Origin of the sequence: Rheinheimera sp., assembly GCF_965283995.1 — a bacterium.
In the GTDB taxonomy this organism is placed as follows: domain Bacteria; phylum Pseudomonadota; class Gammaproteobacteria; order Enterobacterales; family Alteromonadaceae; genus Pararheinheimera.
Map to the genome: position 1 here is coordinate 3109557 of NZ_CBDIQG010000001.1, position 22002 is coordinate 3131558.

General features: G+C 50.9%; 18 protein-coding genes. 13 read left to right on the forward strand and 5 right to left on the reverse strand.

The features are described 5' to 3' along the window. Nucleotides 1-9 precede the first annotated feature (9 nt). The 3 genes from ACQ66Q_RS13875 to ACQ66Q_RS13885 are packed head-to-tail and all read left to right on the forward strand — an operon-like array spanning nt 10 to nt 3935. Entirely contained in the window at nt 10-2655 is a 2646-nt protein-coding gene (locus ACQ66Q_RS13875; protein WP_430457347.1) for an ATP-binding protein, read from the forward strand. 16 nt (nt 2656-2671) lie between these two features. Beyond that, the gene (locus tag ACQ66Q_RS13880) at nt 2672-3109 is read left to right on the forward strand and encodes an HIT domain-containing protein (RefSeq protein ID WP_430457348.1); all 438 of its coding nucleotides are present in this window, start codon (nt 2672-2674) and stop codon (nt 3107-3109) included. Next, nucleotides 3096-3935, forward strand: coding sequence for an HDOD domain-containing protein (locus ACQ66Q_RS13885; protein WP_430457349.1), 840 nt, complete (start codon nt 3096-3098; stop codon nt 3933-3935). Before ACQ66Q_RS13880 ends, ACQ66Q_RS13885 begins: the two co-directional genes overlap by 14 nt. Nucleotides 3936-3983: 48 nt before the next feature. On the opposite strand, the gene ACQ66Q_RS13890 is transcribed toward ACQ66Q_RS13885, so the two are convergent. After that, nucleotides 3984-4889 carry a recombination-associated protein RdgC gene (locus ACQ66Q_RS13890; RefSeq protein ID WP_430457350.1) on the reverse strand — a complete coding sequence of 302 codons (906 nt, stop codon included), beginning with the start codon at nt 4887-4889 and terminating at the stop codon, nt 3984-3986. Nucleotides 4890-4991: 102 nt separating this feature from the next. Further along, nucleotides 4992-6734, reverse strand: a complete 1743-nt coding sequence (locus ACQ66Q_RS13895; protein ID WP_430457351.1) for an ATP-binding protein — start codon at nt 6732-6734, stop codon at nt 4992-4994. A 329-nt stretch (nt 6735-7063) separates the two neighbouring features. Here ACQ66Q_RS13895 and ACQ66Q_RS13900 point away from each other — a divergent pair, with 329 nt between their 5' ends. The 7 genes from ACQ66Q_RS13900 (at nt 7064) to ung (ending at nt 14645) form a co-directional block, all read left to right on the forward strand. Next, nucleotides 7064-7429, forward strand: coding sequence for a response regulator (locus ACQ66Q_RS13900; protein ID WP_430457352.1), 366 nt, complete (start codon nt 7064-7066; stop codon nt 7427-7429). After that, nucleotides 7426-8040, forward strand: coding sequence for a chemotaxis protein (locus tag ACQ66Q_RS13905; RefSeq protein ID WP_377243716.1), 615 nt, complete (start codon nt 7426-7428; stop codon nt 8038-8040). The genes ACQ66Q_RS13900 and ACQ66Q_RS13905 overlap by 4 nt, the downstream gene beginning before the upstream one ends. Next, nucleotides 8040-9011, forward strand: a complete 972-nt coding sequence (locus ACQ66Q_RS13910) for a diguanylate cyclase (RefSeq protein ID WP_430457353.1) — start codon at nt 8040-8042, stop codon at nt 9009-9011. Before ACQ66Q_RS13905 ends, ACQ66Q_RS13910 begins: the two co-directional genes overlap by 1 nt. 202 nt (nt 9012-9213) lie before the next feature. Next, on the forward strand, nt 9214-11673 hold the full coding sequence (gene thrA / locus ACQ66Q_RS13915) for a bifunctional aspartate kinase/homoserine dehydrogenase I (protein WP_430457354.1): 2460 nt from the start codon (nt 9214-9216) through the stop codon (nt 11671-11673). A gap of 2 nt (nt 11674-11675) precedes the next feature. Further along, the gene (gene thrB / locus ACQ66Q_RS13920; RefSeq protein WP_430457355.1) at nt 11676-12608 is read left to right on the forward strand and encodes a homoserine kinase; all 933 of its coding nucleotides are present in this window, start codon (nt 11676-11678) and stop codon (nt 12606-12608) included. An 81-nt stretch (nt 12609-12689) separates the two neighbouring features. Then, nucleotides 12690-13976, forward strand: coding sequence for a threonine synthase (gene thrC / locus ACQ66Q_RS13925; protein WP_430457356.1), 1287 nt, complete (start codon nt 12690-12692; stop codon nt 13974-13976). A 3-nt stretch (nt 13977-13979) separates the two neighbouring features. Beyond that, nucleotides 13980-14645: a uracil-DNA glycosylase gene (gene ung / locus ACQ66Q_RS13930; RefSeq protein ID WP_430457357.1), complete on the forward strand. Its 666-nt coding sequence runs from the start codon at nt 13980-13982 to the stop codon at nt 14643-14645. 188 nt (nt 14646-14833) lie between these two features. Here the strand turns inward: ung and ACQ66Q_RS13935 are convergent, their stop codons facing one another. The 3 genes from ACQ66Q_RS13935 to tal all read right to left on the reverse strand — a co-directional run bounded on the left by ACQ66Q_RS13935 (nt 14834) and on the right by tal (nt 17779). Further along, entirely contained in the window at nt 14834-15007 is a 174-nt protein-coding gene (locus ACQ66Q_RS13935) for a DUF3545 family protein (protein WP_208931659.1), read from the reverse strand. Between the two features lie 174 nt (nt 15008-15181). Further along, nucleotides 15182-16798: a glucose-6-phosphate isomerase gene (gene pgi, locus ACQ66Q_RS13940; protein WP_430457358.1), complete on the reverse strand. Its 1617-nt coding sequence runs from the start codon at nt 16796-16798 to the stop codon at nt 15182-15184. A 27-nt stretch (nt 16799-16825) separates the two neighbouring features. Continuing rightward, the gene (gene tal / locus ACQ66Q_RS13945) at nt 16826-17779 is read right to left on the reverse strand and encodes a transaldolase (RefSeq protein WP_430457359.1); all 954 of its coding nucleotides are present in this window, start codon (nt 17777-17779) and stop codon (nt 16826-16828) included. 269 nt (nt 17780-18048) lie between these two features. Here tal and ACQ66Q_RS13950 point away from each other — a divergent pair, with 269 nt between their 5' ends. The 3 genes from ACQ66Q_RS13950 (at nt 18049) to ACQ66Q_RS13960 (ending at nt 21853) form a co-directional block, all read left to right on the forward strand. Continuing rightward, on the forward strand, nt 18049-19629 hold the full coding sequence (locus ACQ66Q_RS13950) for a response regulator (RefSeq protein ID WP_430457360.1): 1581 nt from the start codon (nt 18049-18051) through the stop codon (nt 19627-19629). Between the two features lie 49 nt (nt 19630-19678). Continuing rightward, the gene (gene yaaA, locus ACQ66Q_RS13955) at nt 19679-20461 is read left to right on the forward strand and encodes a peroxide stress protein YaaA (protein ID WP_430457361.1); all 783 of its coding nucleotides are present in this window, start codon (nt 19679-19681) and stop codon (nt 20459-20461) included. A gap of 93 nt (nt 20462-20554) precedes the next feature. Further along, the gene (locus ACQ66Q_RS13960) at nt 20555-21853 is read left to right on the forward strand and encodes an inosine/guanosine kinase (RefSeq protein WP_430457362.1); all 1299 of its coding nucleotides are present in this window, start codon (nt 20555-20557) and stop codon (nt 21851-21853) included. Nucleotides 21854-22002 lie beyond the last annotated feature (149 nt).

Below are 22002 nucleotides of genomic sequence, written 5' to 3' on the forward strand. Positions count from 1 at the left end.
AACGGACGAATGAGACTCCGCGAAACTCTTGTTATCTATATGTTTCCGTTGATGGTTTTGCCCACATTGGCATTTGGCTATCTGGCATATCGATACAGCGAGTCATCATTTGCCCAGCAGGCGTTCATCAAAGTCGCTCAGCATCTGCAGATCCAGCAAAATAAACTCAACAGTTATCTGCGCAATCACCAGATGCATCTGCAGCATTTGAGTCAGACTGAGACCACGCTGGCTTTTTTAGCCGAGCAACCTGGCGCGGAAAAATCTTTGGCTACTCAGCTGAAGCACTATCAGAAAGCATATCCGGACGCTGAACAAATCAGGCTCTTGCGCTTAAGCGGTGAATTGGTGTTTCAGTCGCCTGTTGCGGCGGGGAACGCTGTCGCAGCGGGCAGTCGATTCCGTGCCGACTATTTTACGTCGCTGCAGGGCATGATTGAAGATGCCGGTATTTTTATTAGTCGGGAAAACGACCAGCAAGAATTGAAAGTGATTCTGGCTCAGAAAATATATCAACTGGCTAGCGATGCCAATGAAATCGACCGGCTTTGGGGTTATTTGGTCGTTAACCTGAACACCGACGCGTTGGATGAGATAGTACAGAACCGCATGTTACCGTCCAACGTTAATTTGCTGGTCAGCGCCGGTGGCATCATTTCATATGCGGACAAACCGAATTTGATCGGCAGCGCGCTGGCGCCTTCCAATTTTTCGCAGGTACAACAGTCAGTTGGTGCCGGACAGTTGCAGCACATTGTGTTGCTCGGCAAACCGATGTTAGTGCTGGGAGCTGAGTTGCCCGGTAATTTTATGTTGGTCAGTGCAGTCGAAGAAACAGAGTTGATGGATGTCTCTGAGTTCTTGCCGGTATTGGTCTTTGTTATCAGTATCCTGATAGCCATAGGTTTGCCATTGTTATGCTACTGGTTACTCATCAAATATATTTTTGAACCAATCAAAGTGCTGACCGAAGCTAAAACTGCTGTTGGCCGTGGCGATCTCAGTACCTTGCTGACAGTGAAAAAACAAGACGAACTGGGAGACATGTTTGCAGCATTTAATGTCATGGTGCGCCAACTCAGGGTCTACCGGGAGCGGGAACGGGCTTACAAACAACAGCTGGAAGAAAAGGTACAAAAGCGGACACAGGACCTGGCCCGCGCGAACAGCAATCTGGCCAGTGCTAACCAGCAACTGATCCTGGCACGCGAATCAGCTGAGCAGGCGAACCGGCTGAAAAGCGTGTTCCTTGCCAATATGAGCCACGAGATCCGCACGCCGCTGACGGCAATTATCGGCTTTAGTGAGCAAGCGATTATCGAGCAAGACCATGAGCAAGTGACCGATTACCTGAAGCGTGTTTTGCGCAGTGGCGACCATTTGCTGAAGCTGATTAATGACATCCTCGACCTGTCGAAAATCGAAGCGGACAAGCTTGAGTTATCTTACGTCCAGTTTAACTTTCTCCAGCTCATTGATGATATCTACCAGCAAACGAAGAATCAGGCACAGGCCAAAGCGCTCGACTGTGTGCTTGAGCTGAACTATCCGTTACCGGCACAACTGCGTACTGATGAATTACGGTTTCGGCAGGTATTACTCAATCTGACCAGTAATGCACTGAAGTTTACACAGCGCGGCAAGATTATGATTCAGGTCAGTTACCAGGCCGGCAACGAATTGCTGCTGATCCGCATCAAAGACACTGGCATTGGCATGAGTGCCGAAGAGCTGACCAAATTGTTTCAGCCCTTTGTACAAGCTGATGCCACCGTTACGCGCAACTTTGGCGGCACAGGCTTAGGCCTGGTTATTTCGAAAAAACTGATGCAGCAAATGAACGGCGATATTCGTGTGGAAAGTGTCAAAGGACTCGGCAGTTGTTTTGAGATCCTGATGCATTGTGAAACTCAGCAAATTAGTCTGGTCGATCATTTCGAACCGAGCAGTAACCCAGATGCAGTGCAACCGGAGTCCGATTGTCTGCCGCAACTGAAAATTTTGGTAGCTGAAGACAATACTGACAATCAGCTGCTCGTCGCTGTGTTACTGCGCAAAATCAACGCTGATTTTACTATGGTGGCTAATGGCCATCAGGCGGTGCAAAAACTGTTACTGGAAGATTTTGATTTGGTCTTTATGGACATGCAAATGCCGGAGATGGGCGGCGAAGAGGCGACTCGGTTGATCCGCCATGCTGGTATCGATGTGCCGATCATTGCATTGACCGCCAATGTAATGCGGGAAGACCATCAACGATATCTCGAAGCGGGTTGTCAGGCGCTGTTGGGCAAGCCGATAGTGCAGCACGACTTCTATGCGATGGTCCGTAACTACACGCGCAAAGTGCAGCAGTTGGAGCAGGATTTAGCCGCTAAACTGGAGCAAGACCCGGCGATTATTGCTCTGAAGCAAGATTTTGCCGAACGTCTGCCAGCACAGTTGGCGCAACTGGCACAGTTGCAACAAGACAATAATCTGGCGGGATTACAATATGAAGCTCATAGTCTGAAGGGATGTGCCGGTAGTATGGGCTTTCCGGAGATCACGCAGTTGGCGGCAGAGCTTGAATTGTCGGCAAAGTCTCAGGACGCCTTGGCCTGTCAGTTGATTATTCAGCGCATGCAGCACCAGCAGTTACAAGCGCAACACTGAAACAATGGAAGGTAGAATGACAGAGCATTTTCAGCTCCATCCGCAGCTGGCAGCTGATTCAGTATGGTTGGCCGATTGGCCTTTATCTCAGTTGCGACTGATAAATGACCAGCACTATCCCTGGTTTATCCTGATACCGCGTCGTATAGCGGTGCGCGATGTGATCGATCTGTGTGAACAGGACCAGGACCAGTTGTGGCTGGAAAGTCGCACGCTGAGTATTTACCTCAAAAGTGATTATCAGCCAGACAAGCTGAATCTGGCGGCACTGGGCAATATGGTGCCGCAATTACACCTGCATCACATTGCCCGATTTCAGACCGACAAGAGCTGGCCGGCTCCAGTTTGGGGGAAATTTCCGGCGCAACCATACAACACAGCAGATCTGGCCGCGTTACAACAACGATGGTCAGAGCGCTCACCAGCAGCGAGGAATTTATATGTCAGCGGATAATGCATTATTGACGCTTCTGACCGAAAAACTACGCAATAACGTGCTGGTGCTGCCAACGCTGCCAGAAATCGCTGTGCGGGTACGCCAGGCGGCAGATGATCCTGACATCAATCTGCATGCGATGGCGGAAGTGATCGCATTGGATCCGGCGCTCGCAGCCCGGATGCTGAAAGTAGCCAACAGCGCTTTTTTGGGACGCAGTATCAAAGTTAATACGCTGAATCAGGCGGTGACGCGGATCGGGTTGTTTCAGGTTAAAAATATTGCCACGGCGATGGCGCTGGAGCAGTTGTTTGTCAGTCAGCATCCGCAGGTGTTGGAACAAATGGCGGAACTGTGGCGTGATACCATTGAAATTACCTGTATTTCGATGGCATGTCTTAAATTTTATCAGCAAAAACATAAACATACATCGCTGAATATGGATACCATGACGCTGGCCGCGCTGGTGTATCAGATTGGTGCTCTACCGATCCTGACCGAAGCGGAAAAGTATCCGGCGGTCTTTGCCGAACCTGCTTATTTACGTCACGCCATCCGCGATTTATCGCCGAATATTGGTGTAGTGATCCTGCAAAGTTGGTCATTTGCGGATATTTTTGTCCGGGTGGTGCGGGATTGGGCGGGATTAGCTCTGGCTGACGAGCCTTGTTATACCGATTTTGTCCGGTTGGCTGCTATAGCCCGTCAGCAATATCCGCTACGCAGTAATGAATCGCAGCTGTTAGACAGCTATTTACTGCAAGGGCTTATTCCAAAAAAGGACTTTTTGCAGGAGCCACAAATACAGCAGCATTATCAAGATGCGAAAACCATGTTTATGTAATGCGACCGGCTGTTTGCGTCAGCAGACAGCCGGGCCTTGAGGTTGCCGTTAAGCCTTTACCAGAGGTTGTACCTGGTCTTTAAATACTTGCAGCACCTGCGCCAGTTCATTGGCCATTACCAGCAAGTCTGCATCAAGACGCAGTACCAGGTCTTCCCAGCCCAGTTCGTCGTTTTTGTTCGCCAGTAACTCTTCGAATTGCAGCTTTTTGATACTGCCGTCTTCACAGATCACCAGACTCAATTGTTCCGGCTGCACCAGCTCTAGCTTCGTCACCAGTTTGTCTTCTAAGTGGCTTTGCACTTCATCTGTCGTCAGCAGATGATTGCTGAAACGCACTTTGGCACCTTCTTCGTCCGGAGCTTTTAATTCAGCATCATGACCGAGGCTAAAACCAGCTGGCAGTGCCTGATTGCTCAGCCACTGTTGCATCGACTGGCTGAGCTGATTGCTGTCAATCCAAGGGACCGCAGGTAGTGACCCCAGTGCTTTGCGTAGCAGTGCCAGTAAATCTTCAGCGCGACTGGCTGAACCGGTATTGACGATAAACCAGTTGTTTTTCGCGTCATAGATCGCCTGAGTCACGGTGGAACGGCTAAATGCCCGTGGCAACAGGGTTTGAACCATCTCTTCTTTTAACGCCTGTTTTTCTTTGCGCCCCAAAGGCCGGCCTTTTTCGGCTTCCAATGCGTCTATTTTTGGCTGCAGCTCCTCATTGATCACGGCAGCCGGCAACACTTTTTCCTGCCGTTTCAGCGCGAATACAAATAAATGCTCGAGCTGGTGGGCGTAAGCTTTGATGCTTGGGTGCAGCGGAAAGGTGAAGCCCAGTTTTAGTGCATCCTGGCCCATACAAGGCGTGAATTTATGTTCAGCCAGCGCTGTATCCAGCTTTTCAATATTGAGGTTTAACGGTTCAGTAATTTGGTATACGCGCAGGTTTTTAAACCACATAGTCAGTCAGGTCCGGAACTCAGAAGACGGTCAGTATAACCGGAAAGTCAGGGGCGACAACCGGCAGACAGCACAAAGCGCCGCCACCGGATTGTCGATTGGTTAACGTTTCAGCACTTTTGGAAAACGGATATGGTAGGCCAGACCCTGGCCCGGTTCGCTACGGACTTGAATACTGCCGCCGAGTGTTTGACGGACCAGATTATAGGTAATATGGGTACCAAGACCACTGCCGCCTTGATCGCGTTTGGTAGTGAAAAACGGGTGGAATAATTTTTCCAGCTGCTCTGGTGTCAGGCCTTTGCCATTGTCACTGTAGTTGATGTCGACGATATTGCCTTCATCAATGACGGTGATATTGATGTTGCCTTCGTCTATATCTTCAAAACCATGGATCAAAGAATTCATCAGCAGGTTGGTGAAAATTTGCGAAATTGCACCAGCCGGGCAGCTCAGCACCAGATTTTCCGGGCAATTCACCTCAATGTGATGTTTGGTCTTTTTAAAATGCGGCTGTAGCGAGCGGATAATTTCAGTCAGGTAATCCTGTAGCTGAATGGTGCGGATCGCTTCACTGGTCTGGTCTACCGCAATTTGTTTGAAACTGGCAATTAGTTCTGAAGCGCGCACCAGATTGGTGTTCAGCAACTCAGTACCTTGCTTGGCTTCTTCAATAAAATGCTCCAGCGCTTTAGGCGACAGGCTTTTTTCCTGATAGGCGTGTTCCAGCGCAGCCAGTTTTTCAGCAAGGAAGCTGGTAGCCGTAACACCAATGCCCACCGGCGTATTCACTTCGTGTGTGATACCGGCAACTAAGCCACCTAAAGCGGCCATTTTTTCTGACTGTACCAGCCGATCCTGCGCCTGGCGTAAATCATTGACCAGTTTTTCCAGCTCAGTTTGTTTATTGCGCAGGGCATCTTCGGTGTGGCGACGGCGCTCAATTTCCTCACGCAGTGCCTGTTGCTTCACTTCCAGCTCTTGCTTTTGCTGTTGCAGGTCCATCATCGCCTGACTCAGGCCTGACGTCTTCCGTGCGACTTCTTGTTCCAGGATCAGGTTGTGCTGGTCAAGTTTTTCGTTGCTCTGCAGCAATTGCTTCTGCGTGCTTTCCAGCTGACCTTTGTAATCCTGCACCCGGGCGATCAGCCGGTTAAAAGCATCGGCCATCACGGCGAGTTCATTGGTGTCGCCATGCTGGATTTCGACCTTGGTATCTTCAAGGTTATCTAGCTCAAGCTCTTCAATTTGCTGAGTTAATTCGGCAAGGGGCAGTGTCAGTTGTTTGCGAAAGGCAATTAAGAACAGAATGATCAAAAAAGTGGTTTTTAATACCGCATTGCCAATCAGGAAATAAATCCCGACTTTAATCCGGTCCAGCACAATGGTCCGGCTGGAGAACAGGGTGACATCACCGACCTGAGTGGCTCGGCCGGAGAACTCAAATATCAGCGGAAAGGTGTAACCAAACAGGCCGCTTTGTTGCTCTGTCAGTCGCACCCCTTCTTTGACTAGCTGATTGCTGTAGCGCTCGCTGATATCGACATACTGGCCAAGCTGCGTGATCACAGCGCCGCTGTCATCACGCACAATTATGCCTTCAATCGATGGGATGGCTAACAAGCCGTCGGCGATAATCAGCGCCTGTTGGGTATTGAGTTCCCAGATGGCGCGGGTGAGTGAGCCGGAAATCGTCTGTTGTAACGTCGCCAGCTCACCGTTAATATGGTTTTTGGTGTTGAAGTACTCGGCGACGATCTGGCCCAGCGTTACAACAAAGGTCAGGATGAAATAAACTGACAGCACTTTGGTCAGCAGCTTGCGCGAAAGACTTTTTTGTTGCATCTGACATACTGTGAGTTCTGAACGCGCCGCTGCTTACTGCAGAGTGCCTACCAGCACATGCTATAAAATTAGCTAAAAAAAACAATAATTAAAATACTTTACTACAGAATTTGTGCTCGTGTATGAAGCTTGCTGTATCAGTCATGCATGTAGCCGTCTGACGCAGGCCAACTATAGTCCAAATCAGCTAGGTAAGAGAGCCAGCTACAGGTAAAAAGCTTCAGTTCATTTTATCCAGAGTGATGATCGGATGTTGCAATCAAAGGGGCAAGTGGTTATATTTTGCCCGTAACTTCAAATAATTATTAGAAATTCAGAGGCAGTTCTGCATGGCTTTGCCAGTCCTGATTTGTGACGATTCAATTTTAGCCCGCAAGCAAGTGAGAAAGAGTCTGCCAGAGTCTTTTGATGCCGAGTTCCAAACCGCAGGCAATGGCCTTGAAGCTCTGGCTGTGTTACGCAGTCAGGAGATCGGTTTGGTATTTCTGGATCTGACGATGCCCGAACTGGATGGCGTTGGTGTACTCGAGGCGATTAAAGCCGAAGGCATCGACTGTTTTGTCATCGTGATCTCAGCGGACATTCAGCCGGAAATGCAAAAGCGGGTAATGGAACTTGGTGCACTGGCTTTTGTACAAAAACCAGTGAACGAAGACAAAATCAATGGCGTACTGAAACAGTATGGTTTCATATGAATAATCTGGGCTTCAGCGAAGAGCAGCGCGATTGCCTGCAGGAAATCATCAACGTGGCGATGGGATTGGCTAGCGATAAGCTGGCGCGTTTCCTCAATACTTTCGTTCATTTGCAAGTACCTTCGATTGCCCTCGTTGGTGCCATGCACATCCCGGCTGAGTTTGAAAACCGCTATCAGGATGCTGAAGCGGCGTTGGTCAGCCAGGGCTTCTTTGGCAACGAAGGTGTGCGTGGTGAAGCCATTGTTTTGTACAAAATGGAAAATGCGCACAAAATCTCGACGCTGCTAGGCTATGAACCCGGGGATGTTTCAGAGATCGAGATGTTAACCGACATCAGCTCGATTTTGACGACGACCTTCTTAAACGGTTTAGCCAGTCAGATTGAAAACAGTTTGTCATATTCTGCACCTAGGATATTGTCGTCGCGGCATGGCAATGTCGCCGATGTATTGAAAAATACCTCGTTTCATTGGGAGCACGCGTTAAAAGTGGATATCAGTTATCAATTGATTGATCATTCCTTTAATTGCGACATGATTCTGTTAATTCCGGGCGAAGCAGTGACCAACATTAAACATATCCTGGATCGGATCCTGGAAGCCTACTGATGTCGCATGCGATGTTGAGCAGCCCAATTCTCGCCGCCCTGAACAGCGGCGTGATTGTTATTGACGATGAATACAATATTCAATATCTGAATGCTTTTATCGAACGGCATGGCAACCTGCAATTGGCCAGTGTGCTGGGGAAGTCGCTGTTCAGCGTGTTTGCCGATTTACCCGAAGCCTGGCTGAAACGTAAGCTGATGAGTGTGCTGGATTTAAAAACACCGGCATTTAGCAGCTGGGAGCAGCGTCAGTATATTTTTAAATTGCCGCATTTGCGGCCTATCACCAGCAGCAGTCAGTACATGGCGCAGAATTGCACCATGCTGCCGTTGGGTACCGGCCAACACGAGCAACCGCTGATTTGCATCCTGATTGAAGATGCGACAGACGCCTTTGTCTACCAGCAGCACTTGAGCCGCACGCTGATTGAACTGGAAAAAGCCAACCGGCAGGATGGTCTGACAAAAGTACAGAATCGCCGGTACTGGGAAGAGCAGCTGAAGCAGGAAATACATCGCGCGCAGCGTTACCAGCATTCACTGAGCCTGATCCTGTTTGATTTGGATAAATTTAAAGATCTGAACGATAAATATGGCCATTTGGGCGGCGATTTTGTCCTGGTCGAGTTGTCGTCTTTTATCAGTAGCCTGTTACGTGACTCCGATTTGTTCGGTCGCTACGGTGGCGAAGAGTTTGGCATTATCCTGCCAGATACGGGTCTGGAAGGGGCGGAAGAAGTCGCCGAGCGGATTTGCCGGGCAGTTGCTGACTATCCGATGTTGTTTAATCAGCAGACCATCCGCACCACATTGAGCATTGGCGTTGCTGAATTTGTGCCGAAGCAACATTTCCTGCATGATGATCTGATTCGTTGCGCCGATATGGCGTTGTATAATGCTAAGCGTTCAGGCCGGAATCGGGTATGCTGTTATCAGGCCGGTGAGACCGACTATCACAAGAAGGCAAACTAACAATATTTTGAACATATAGATTGACAGACGTCTAAAACAATGCGCATATAAGACGCATGAAATATACCAATAATATCAATACAACCACCACGATTATTACCACCAGCCCTGCGGGGTAGGAGGTCGGCGGCGTATTGTCTTGATAAAAGGCCCGTGACCTCAACAGTCACGGGCCTTTTGCGTTTTATCTGAGGAGCAAAAAATGCGGGTGCTTAAGTTTGGGGGTTCGTCGTTAGCGTCTGTGGCGCGGTTTCTGGAAGTTGCGGCTATTGTGCGGTCGCAGCCACAGACCGAGCCGGTAGGACTGGTTTTATCTGCACCGCATGGGGTGACCAATTTATTGGTGGAACTGACTGACCTGGCCTTTTTGGGCACCGGTTATCAGGATGCGTTGCAAAGCTGGCGCCAACGTTTGCAGAAAATGCAGGCCGACGCGGCTACAGTGATTGACGTCGCGGCGCAGCAACGTCTGCAGGCGGTGGTCGCAGCACAAGATGCAACGCTCAGCAACAGATTACAGGGTGTCGAGTTGCTGCATTATTGCCCGGATCATATCAAGGCGCAGTTACTCGGCCTTGGCGAACAATTCAGTGTCGCGCTGATGACCGAATTACTGTTGGCACAGCAAGTCAAAGCGGTGTTGCTTGATTCGGTGCAATGTGTGAAAAGTCAGGGTGATTATCTGAATGCCGTGGCGGATGTCGCTGCTTCAGAAATCGCCCTCGGCGCTGCGGTGAAAAAGCAGGCCGCGCAAGTTTATGTACTGGCAGGTTTTGTCTCGAGCAATGCGCAGGGCGAACTTTGCCTGCTGGGTCGCAACGGTTCTGACTATTCGGCGGCTATCGTCGCTGCAGCACTGCGTGCTTCGGTTTGTGAGATTTGGACTGACGTCGATGGGGTTTATAGTGCAGACCCGCGTCAGGTGAAAAATGCCAAGCTGATTGACCATTTATCATATGACGAGGCGATGGAGCTGTCTTATTTCGGTGCCAAAGTGCTGCACCCGAAAACGATTGGCCCACTGGCGCGTTATCAGATTCCTTGTTACATCAAAAATACGCTGAATCCGCAGGCGCCGGGTAGCTGTATCGACAACCAGAACAGCGGCGACAGCCTGGTTAAAGGCATCTCCAGCCTGGAGCATCTGGCCCTGATCACGGTGTCTGGCCCTGGCCTGAAAGGCGTTGTCGGTATGGCCTCGCGCATTTTCGCGACTATGGCACGTGAGCAGGTGTCGGTGAATCTAATCACGCAGTCGTCCAGCGAATTCAGTATCAGTTTCTGTGTCGCGCAGCTGGATTTAACTGCGGCTAAACGCGCACTGGAAGCCGAATTTGAACTGGAACTGCAAGGCAAACTGCTGCGGCCTTTATCTATTCAAACCGATATGGCGATTGTCAGCCTGGTCGGTGATGGTATGCGTCAGCATCGCGGTGTGGCCGCCAAGTTTTTCGCGTCGTTATCACAAGCGCGGGTCAACGTAGTCGCGATTGCGCAGGACTCCAGCGAACGTTCCATCTCTGCCGTGGTTGAGCAGCAAAGCTGCCAGAATGCGGTGAAAGTCTGTCACGAGAACTTCTTCAGCCATGTGCCCAGTATCGATGTATTCCTGGTCGGTTGCGGCGTCGTCGGTAGTGAATTGCTGGCGCAGTTTGAACGTCAGCAGCAGTTCCTGCAAAACCGCAACGTGCGTTTGAGTGTGTATGGTATCGCCAATTCACGCCAGTTACTGTTAAACGGGCAGGGCATTGATTTGTCAAAATGGCAGGCGGACATGGCATCGGCGACTGGCCAGTTCTCGTTGGCGGCGCTGGACAAATTTGTGCAGCAACATCATTTAACCAACCCGGTGCTGGTTGATTGCACCAGCTCTGAGGCTATTGCAGCTCAGTACAGCCAGTTCCTGGCGGCTGGTTTCCACGTGGTGACACCGAACAAAAAAGCCAATACAGCGAGCCTTGATTACTATCGCGAACTGCGCCAGGTCGCGCAGCGCAATCGTCGCCGTTTCCTGTATGAAACCACCGTCGGCGCCGGTTTGCCGGTCATCGACACGTTGCAGGGTTTATTAAACGCCGGTGACGAACTGGTGGCGTTTGAAGGGATTTTGTCCGGTAGCCTCAGCTACCTGTTTGGCGAGCTGGAAAAAGGCCTGCCTTTATCTGAAGTCACCGCCAAAGCAAAAGCGATGGGCTTTACCGAGCCAGATCCACGTGATGATTTATCCGGCATGGATGTGGCGCGCAAGCTGCTGATCATGGCGCGGGAAGCCGGTCTGGAGTTGGATTTAGCCGATGTCACTGTCGAAGGCGTATTGCCGGCTGATTTTGCGCCGGGTACGGATGTGGCGACTTTTATGGCCAAATTACCGGAATTGGACGCCTGGTACGCTGCCAAAGTAGCGGCTGCGCAGGCACAAGGCAAAGTGCTGCGGTTTATCGGTGAGATTGCCGACGGTCAATGCAAAGTGGCGGTCAAAGCCTTAGATTTGGACCATCCGCTGGCGAAGGTCAAAGACGGTGAAAACGCACTTGCGATCCATACCCGTTATTACCAGCCCATTCCGTTTGTGCTGCGTGGTTACGGCGCGGGTGCTGCGGTGACTGCGGCTGGTGTGTTTGGCGATGTGATGCGCACACTCGGTTGGCAGCAGGAGGTTTGAGCATGAAGTCGTATTTTGCGCCGGCCTCCACCGGGAATTTTTCGGTTGGCTTTGATTTACTCGGCGCAGCATTTGAAGCAGTCGACGGCACTTTGCTCGGCGATGAGTTACAAATTCTCGGTGAAGCCGAAACCATGTCGCTGGAACTAGCGGGCCGTTATGTCCACCAGTTACCGGGCGACAGCAACGATAATCTGGTCTTAACCAGCTTTTATGCCTTTGAGCAAAAAGTCGGCCAGGAGTTGCCCCGGCTGAAACTGCGGTTGGTGAAGCATCTGCCGGTTGGCAGTGGGCTGGGTTCCAGCGCCTGTTCGATTGTGGTGGCTTGTTATGCCTTCAACGACTATTTCGGCAAGCCGTTGTCAGAGCGCGAATTGCTGGAGCTGACCGCCGTCTGCGAAGGCGGCGTCAGCGGTGGCGTGCACTATGACAATGTCGCCCCATCGATGCATGGTGGTTTGCAACTGATGTTGCCGGAGAGCCCGCTGCTTTATCGCAAGCTGCCTTGGTTTCCACACTGGCAGGTGGTGCTGAGTTATCCGGGCACTGTGCTCTCGACCAAAGCGGCGCGCGCGGTGCTACCGCAGCAACTGACGTTAAAACACAGTATCCAGTTTGCCGGCACTGTGGCGCGTTTTGTCGCGGCTTTATACAGCGAAGATGAAACTGAAGCTTTTGCGGCGTTAAAAGATGTGGTGGCAGAACCTGCGCGCACGCCGCTGATCCCGGAATTACCGGCGATCCGGGCGGCGTTGATGGCGCAGGGTATTGGTCATGTCGGTATCTCTGGCGCAGGCCCAACCTTGTTTGCGCTTTGCAGTACAGCAGAGCAGGCCGCATTTGCCCGTGATTATCTGGCCGCACATTATGAAAAAAATGCCGATGCGATGACGTTTATCTGCCGGCTGGCAACCACAGGGGCGCGCGCCCTGTAACTAGCCCTGCAACTAGCGTTGTAATTAGCGATAGCAGAACAATAAATTCAATGATTTAGCAGCAATGCTCCAGGAAATATTATGTTGTTAAGAAATATCAAAGTACCGGCCCAGCAGGTCAGTTTTTTAGACGCGGTGCGGATTGGCCTCGGTGAACAACAAGGCTTGTTTTTCCCGGCCAGCTGGCCAAAAGTCGATGTCGACGCATTGCTGGCGATGCCTTTTGCTAAACGCAGCGCCCATTTACTGCACGCGCTGATTGGGGATGAGTTGCCACTGGCCGAGCTGGAACAAATGCTGGGCGAAGCTTTTTATTTCCCGGCACCGGTCGCGCCGCTCACTGAAGAGATTGGTTGCCTCGAGCTGTTCCATGGCCCGACACTAGCCTTCAAAGACTTTGGCGGCCGCTTTATGGCGCGCGCACTGCTTGCTGCGCAGCAACGCTCCAATGTCAGCCGCACTACAATTGTTACGGCCACTTCAGGCGATACCGGTGCTGCGGTTGCGCACGCGTTTTATCGCCAACCGGGTGTACAGGTAGTGATCCTGTTCCCGAAAGGCAAAATCTCGGTACTACAAGAAAAACTGTTTACTACGCTCGGCGACAATATCCATACGCTGGCGGTGGATGGTGATTTTGACCAGTGTCAGGCGCTGGTGAAAGATGTGTTTAACGACCGCGATCTGGTGGGCCGGCTTAATATCAACTCCGCTAACTCGATTAATATCAGCCGGTTATTTGCCCAGGTTTGTTATTACTTCGAAGCCGTGGCGCAGTTAACAGCGGCGCAGCGCGAACAGCTGGTGATTTCAGTGCCAAGCGGTAACTTCGGTAACCTGACAGCGGGGCTGATCGCCAAAACCTTGGGTTTGCCGATCAAACGGATGATTGCCGCTACCAATGCCAATGATACGGTGCCGCGTTATTGGCAAAGCGGGCAGTGGCAAGTGAATAAAACAGTCGCGACTTTGTCCAATGCGATGGACGTCAGCGCGCCGAATAACTGGCCGCGGGTCGAAGATTTGCTGGCACAGGGCGTGATCGATCGTTCGGCGCTGTCGACGCAGGTGGTGGATGAGGAAGATACTCAGCTGGGTGTAAGGCAGCTGTCGCAACTGGGCTATTTGTCAGAGCCGCACGCGGCGGTGGCGTATCGCGCGTTAAAACGTGAACTGCAGCCAGGTGAATACGGTTTGTTTTTAGGCACTGCCCATCCAGCCAAGTTTAAGGAATCGGTCGAAAATATCCTTGGCAACCCGATTGCGTTACCACCTGCATTAGCGGCCGTTGCCGGTGAGCCAAGTTTAGCGGGCGATCTGCCGGCGGATTTTGTAGAATTGCGCAAAGTGTTGCTCAGTCTGGAGTAAGAAGTGCAGTTGTCCTGGCAAGATGTGATTGGCGCGGAAAAAACGCAGCCGTATTTTCAGCAGACCGTTGAGGCGGTTAAACAAGCGCGGGCTGCCGGTACGGTGATTTATCCACCGGAAGCTGATGTGTTCAACGCCTTTCGGTATACCGGCTTTGACCAGCTGAAAATCGTCATCATCGGCCAGGATCCTTACCATGGGCCAAATCAGGCACATGGTTTGTGTTTCTCGGTGCGCCCCGGTGTTGCGGTGCCACCGAGTCTAAAAAACATCTACAAAGAGCTGGCGCTCGAATACCCGGATTTTGTTATCCCGACACATGGGTATCTGGAAAGCTGGGCACGTCAAGGCGTATTGCTGCTCAATTCTGTGCTGACGGTCGTCGCGAATCAGGCCAACTCGCATCGTCATTTGGGCTGGGAAACCTTTACCGACAATGTGATTAAAGCTATCAGTGCCAAAGCAGAAGAACCAGTGGTGTTTTTGCTATGGGGATCGCCTGCCATCAAAAAACAGCAATTGATTGATGGTAGCCGCCATCACATTCTGACCGCGCCGCACCCATCACCGTTATCGGCTTATCGCGGCTTTTTAGGCTGCGGTCATTTCGCCAAAGCCAATGCGCTATTGGCAGAAATGGGCAAAACGCCGGTGAATTGGCAGGTGTAAGGGGATCGCGATCGTTCACCTACAGTAAACATCAACTTGCCTGAGAAGCTGGATTTGCTTTTTCAACAAGCTCACAGAAATAAAAAACCGGAGTTTCCTCCGGCTTTTTTATTAGGCAAATCAGCGAGCGCTATTTGAGCAATGTTTCAAAGTAAAAAGCCCAACCTGTGAAGGTCGGGCTCTTTACGTTAAATCAGTTGTTCAAACAGGTCGTCTTCTAAGCTCCAGTCGATATCTTCGAGCTCTTTTTTCAGACGCTGCCGCTCCTTTACGGCTTCGATCTCGCGCCATTTGCGCTTCACCGGCCGGCTTTTCGCGGCTGGTCGTTCCAACATAGTCAGTAAGTCGTCAAAGCTTTCCATACTTCACCTCGCTACATTGTTGTTGTTATTTTCAACAAATTGATACCACATTTTTTGACAAAATAAAATACATCGATGACAGAAAAATGAAGCGAAGATGAATGAGAAATGGCAGCGAAAAAAAAGGAGCCCTGCGGCTCCTTTTCTGTCTAAAAAATAAGCAAATCCAGCAGTTTAGCCTTGCTTAAACTGGCTGATCAGTTGCTCGGTCGAGCTGTCAAAAGCATGGCTGGCAGCGCCCGATAACACCTGATAAATCGGTGTCGATAACTGCTTGCCAAGTTCGACGCCCCATTGATCAAAGGAGTTGATGTTCCACAGTACGCCCTGTACAAAAACCTTGTGTTCATACAACGCGATCAGGGCGCCAAGATAGTACGGTGACAACTCCGGCAGTAGCAATGTGTTGCTCGGTTTATTGCCCGGCGATGCTTTGTGCGGCGCCAGGAATTCAGCCTGAGCTTCTGAGCCACCTTGCGCCAATACTTCGGCTTTAGCTTCAGCAATGGTTTTGCCTTGCATCAAGGCTTGCGACTGCGCAAAACAATGCGCTGCCAGCCGGTGATGGTGGTCGGCCAAATGATGCGAGACCTTCACTGGCAGAATAAAATCTGCCGGCACTGCTAACGCACTTTGATGCAGCAGCTGATGGTAGGCATGTTGACCGTTGGTGCCGGCATCTCCCCAAATTACCGGGGCTGTCGCCGCGGTCAATGCCGCGCCATCAACGTCGACACTCTTGCCGTTACTTTCCATATCCAGTTGTTGTACATAAGATGGCAACAAACGCAGGTAATGGCTGTAGGGTAATAACGCCTGGGCCTGACAGCCCAGACCATTGATATACCAAACGCCCAGTAGTGCCAGAATGACCGGCAGATTCTGTTCCAGCGGTGCGTCACGGAAGTGGCTATCCATGTCGCGGGCACCTGCGAGCAGGTTTTCAAACTGCGCGACGCCAAGCGTCAGGCATAATGGGAAACCAATGGCCGACCACAACGAATAACGGCCACCGACCCAGTCCCACATCGGCAGGATATGCGACGCGTCGATGCCAAACTCAGCAGCCGCTTTGATATTGGAAGACGTGGCCCAGAAATGCTGCGCAATTGCGGCTTTATCGGCGCCCTGGTCGAGGAACCACTGGCGCACGGCTAACGCATTCTGCTTGGTTTCTTCGGTACCAAAGGATTTGGATGCAACAAACACCAGCGTCGTCGCCGGGTTCAGTGGTTTCACCACATCACTGACCACAGCGCCGTCGATATTGCCGGCAAAATGCACTTTAACCGCGCTCTGGTTATACGGCGTTAAAGCTTCCAGCGCCATTTGCGGGCCGAGCAGAGAACCGCCGATACCAATCCAGACTAAATCGGTAATAGGTTCACCCTGATAGCCGAGGTATTGCCGGTTGTTCAGTTGTTCCACCAGCGCGTACATCTGCGCGCGGCAGGCTGCAATTTGCGCCTGCAGATTTTCTCCGTCCAGTTGTAAAGGCTGATCGGCCGGCGCACGCAGTGCCACATGCCAGACTGAGCGGTCTTCAGTGTTATTAATTCTGTCGCCGGCAAACATCGCGGCGCGTTTGGCCTGTAATGGACTTTGCGCGGCCAACTGGAGCAGTTGCTGCCAAACGCCTTGCGTGATCAGATTCTTCGAGTAATCCAAAGTGATACCAAGCGCTTTGGCGGTAAAACGCTCAGCGCGCTGCGGATCACCGGCAAATTCCTGACGCAGGTTCAACGGGGCTTTGGCAAGCGCTGCCAATTCGCGCCAGACTGCAGACGACATAATAAACTCCTGTTAAAAATGCCGCGCTTACGCGAGCGCGGCAGTGATCACTTGTTCCAGCTTGCGCTGGTCAATGGCAAATTTACGGATCCCTTCGGCCAACTTTTCAGTGGCCATCGCATCTTCGTTCAGCGCCCAGCGGAATGCCTGTTCCGTCAATTCTGCAGGCTTCGCAGTCGTGACGCCCTGATCTTGCAAGTGCACCACCAACTCGCCACTTTGTTTATTCAGCTCATCAAGCAGGGCAGGAGCGATGGTCAGACGGTCGCAGCCGGCCAGCGCCAACACTTCGCCAACGTTACGGAAGCTCGCGCCCATCACGATAGTTTGATGACCGTGCTGTTTGAAATAGCGGTAGATTTCGCGCACCGAAATCACGCCCGGATCGGTTTCTGCGTCATAGCTTTGACCAGTACTGGCCTTGTACCAATCCAGAATGCGGCCCACAAATGGCGAAATTAAAAACACGCCGGCTTCAGCACAGGCGCGGGCCTGGCACAGATGGAATAACAGCGTCAGATTACACTGAATACCCTCTTGCTCCAGCTGACGGGCGGCCTGAATGCCTTCCCAGGTCGAGGCGATTTTGATCAGAATTTTGTCTTTACTGATGCCATTTTCCTGATACAACGCGACCAGCTGATGCGCTTTAGCAATTGTCGCTGCGGTATCAAAACTTAAGCGGGCATCCACTTCAGTAGACACGCGGCCTGGCACCAGTTTGCTAATGGCGGTACCCACATCGACGGCAAACTTGTCGCCGGCGATACTGATCTGCTCAGCCCGATCTGCCGTTTTGCTTTTTGCATAGCTTGCGGCAGCCGCGAGTAACGGTTTGGCAAAATCTAAAGCGCTGGCATTGAGTAATAAAGATGGGTTGGTGGTAGCATCAACCGGGCGGAATTGTTCGATGGCGTTCAGGTCACCACTATCAACGACGACTGTAGTGACTGCTTTGAGTTGTTCGAGGAGTGTTGTCATATTGTTATTTAACCATTTTTAGTCGCGGTTTCAGCACGAATGCTGCTTAAAAGCGTGATTATGTAGGAATATTACAACAGAAAGTGCGGTAATTCACAGAATTCTGCTGAGGTTATTGCTGATTTTTTGTCACATTACTATAGTTGGTTCCAGTCGGTTACTCCGGCTTATCACGGGAATCAGCGCCATGTACGGCAGTTTGGTCGCAATTTGTTAGGGCAGTGCAACATTTGAATCCCAGATTTTACAAATCGAAAAAAGTACTGATAGTGGACGACTGCGATCCGGTCCGGGCGTCGATTAAAGGCATGCTACAAAAAATTGGTTTCGAACATATTGCAGCCGCTGCCGATGCCAATGCGGCGATCGCGAATTGCACTGAAATTCAATATGACTTCATTTTATCCGATTTCAACCTCGGTGAGGGCAAAGATGGTTATCAGCTATTTGAAGCGCTGAAACATCTCCGACTTCTCAAGCCTGGCTGTTGCTTCATTATTATCAGTGCCGAGAGCCAACGCCAAATTGTGCATGGTGTCGTTGAACTGCAGCCCGACACCTATCTGCTCAAACCATTTTCTTTTATCCAACTGGAAAAGCGTTTGATGCGCGCTTTTGAAATCAAACATGCGCTGCATCAGGTTTATAAAGAGATCGCCGAAGAGAAGTTTATCGAAGCGGCCAATTCTTGTGAACTGGTCGTGAAAAATGATCCGGACTATGCAGTGTATGCACTGCGGCTACGCGGCGAACTACTGCTCGAAATTGAGTATTATCAGGCTGCTGAGCAGCTGTATATCACCATTCTGGCGCGGCGTGATTATGCTTGGGCCAAGCTTGGTCTTGCGATTGCAAGGTTTTGTCAGCAGCGCTGGCTGGAAGCAGAATTTGAACTGCGTGAACTCAGCAAGATGGATGAAACCCGGGTTGAAGCCCTGGACTGGTTGTCACGGCTGTTTTTGAAACGTCAGCTATATAAAGATGCCTATGACACACTCAATGATGTCACCAAGCTGTCGCCAAAAAATTATCAACGGCAAAAAGCACTGGCAAATCTGGCGAATATCAATGGCTTGAAAGAGGATGCAGTCAAAATTTATGCCCGGCTGCAACAAGCCGCGCGTTACTCTATTTTTGACACACCAGACAACTTTTTGAATTACGCCCGAGCGATTCTGGAGCTGACCAAAGACGCGAATAAGTTGGAACAAACCCGCCATTTCAAAAAAATAGATGACATCCTGGCCAATATTGGTAAGCGGTTTTCGCTGGAATCCTATCTGCATGAAGAAATGGCTGTCCGGGCCCGGGTCGCCGTGTTACGTGGCAACATCGATGAAGCCAGAGAGTTGCTTGCTAAAAGTGATGCTGCACAAACCGGCAAACCCTTGACCGCAGAAGCTTGTCTGGACAAAGCCAAAGCCTATTTCGAAGCCGGTAATTTGTCGCGTAGCGACGAATACATGCAAGAACTCGATGCGATGGCCGAGCACGATGATTTACTGGCCAATACCCTGACTGTGTTGATCCAGACGGAACACAAAGCCCATGACAATCTGCGGGAAGAAATCAAAACCCTGAACAATGATGGGTTAGATGCCTATCAGAATGGTTATTATGGCCGGGCGCTGGAATTTTTTAACAAAGCCTTTGATTACATGCCTTACAACCCAAGTCTGGCGCTGAACTTACTGCAGACTATCAGCAAAATTGGTGGTGTGACCAAAGACACAGCCCGACTGGCACGCCGTTGTGTCGAGATCCTGGAACAGAGTGAGTTGAACGAAGGCAACACCAAACGATTTGCTGCAGTGATGAAAGAGCTGAACACGTTGTTGCAACTGGCCTGATCGCAGCTTATAGTCGCGCCCGCAGTTTTACCTTCAGGAATGTGCACCGATGTTGATGGTTATTTCTCCGGCAAAAGATCTGGACTTTTCCCCGTTATCGCGCCAACTGCCGTTGACGCAAGCTGATTTTCTGACGGCTGCAGCCGAATTAACGGCCGTTTGTCGCGAGTTGACGCCGGCCGACCTGAGTCAGCTGATGCATATCAGTGACAAACTTGCCGGCCTGAATGCAGCCCGTTTTAGCAGCTGGCATTTACCATTTACGCCGGACAATGCTAAAGCGGCGCTGTTCGCTTTTAACGGCGATGTCTATCAGGGCCTGCAGGCGCAGAGCCTGACAGATCCGCAGCTCGATTATGCCCAGCAACATTTACGGATCCTCAGTGGTTTGTATGGTGTGTTGCGCCCCCTCGATCTGATGCAACCATACCGGTTGGAGATGGGCACCAGCCTCAGCAATCCGCGTGGCAAAGACTTGTACCAGTTCTGGGGCAATCAAATCACGGATAGCTTAAACCAACAACTTGAACAGCTGAATGCGCCATTTTTATTGAATCTGGCATCGCAGGAATATTTCAAAGCGGTGAAAGCAAAACAGCTGGCGAAGCCACTGATCAACGTACAGTTTAAAGATCAGAAAAATGGTCAGTACAAAATCATCAGCTTTTTTGCTAAAAAAGCGCGCGGCTTGATGGCACGTTATGTGATTGAACACAAAGTGGATTCTATCGAAGCCTTGCAGCAGATTTGCGTTGGTGGCTACCGATTTAGTCCAGAGTTGTCCAAAACGCATGAACTGATCTTTTTACGCGATGAAGCCGACGTCGGTTAACATTGTCTGTTCTGTAATTAAGCGGGCGCTGCCCTAGTCCGTGACCGGTCAGTTTTGCTAAAATACTGGACTGACCTTCTCTGAGAATCCGTTATGAAATTTCCCGGCCGCCGTAAACTGAAGCATTATTTCCCGGTGTCTTCGCCAAAACCACAATTACCCAGTTTTGAAGTCAGACCCGAGCTGGATACTTATGTGGTCGGCCTGGATCAGACTATCGTCGATGTTCTGGCCAATGTCAGCGACGAATTTTTGCAGAAATACGGCATCGGCAAAGGCTTGTCGAATCTGGTCGAACACGGCAAAGCCGATCAGATTTATCAGGAACTGGTGCAAAGTGCCGCCATTTCCGATCATTTCGCTGGCGGTACTATCGGCAATACCATTCACAACTACTCAGTGCTGGCCGATGACAAATCGGTGTTATTGGGCGTCATGTCAGCCAATATCGCGCTGGGTTCGCCGGCATATCATTATCTGTGTCATACCAGCAGCAAAGTTGATATGAACCATCTGCACGGCGTCGCCGGCGATATTGGTCGTGGTATTACCATGATCACGCCGGATGGCGAGCGGACTTTTGTCATTGATCCGGGCGCGATGGATGAACTGAGTGCAGACGCCATTCCGGAAGATATTATCGCCAAAGCCGCGGCGTTGGTGTTAAGCGCTTACCCGCTGCGTGCAAGCGGCCAGCCCATCCAGCAGGCGATGCTGCGCACGCTGGAACTGGCCAAGCGCCATGGTGTGCCGGTAGTGATGAGCCTGGGAACTAAACATCTGGTCGAAGAGCATCGCGAACTGATCCTCAGCACAGTGCGGGATTATGTCGACATGCTGGCGATGAATGAATTGGAAGCGGCAGCGCTGACCGGCATCACAGATCCGTTGCAGGCGGCCGAAGCCGCGCTCGAACTGACTGATATGGTGCTGGTGACGGCTGGTCCGGAAGGCTTGTATCTGTGCGGTTACACCGACGCCAGCGCGCGGCGTGAAACCACCAATCCGATTAAATCCGGTGCTTTACCGGACTACAATGCCTTTGAATTCAGCCGGCCAATGCAGAAAAAACATTGTACGGAGCCGATGAAGGTGTATTCACACATTGATCCTTATCTCGGCGGGCCAGAGCGGATCAAAAATACCAATGGGGCCGGTGATGGCGCGTTAGCGGCCATTTTGCACGATATTGCCGCCAATCATTTTCACCGCCATGCTTTACCGCTGTCGAGCAAGCACGAACAAAGCTATCTGGCTTATTCGTCCTTTGCGCAAATTTGTAAATATGCTAACCGCGTCAGCTACGCCATTCTGAACCAAAGTGCACCGCGTTTATCGCGTGGCTTGCCGGAAAAGGAAGACAGTCTGGAAGAAGCCTACTGGGAACGCTGAGTAATTCGTCCTTCTTTTTATGACAGGCAAGGCCGGTAACCGCGCTTTGCCTTGTATTGACCGCATGGATCTGTACAGGACGTCGCCACTCCTTATACTTGGCTGATTTTTCGGCGCTGGTCGCCGCAGTTCAGCCGTTTTCTTTATCC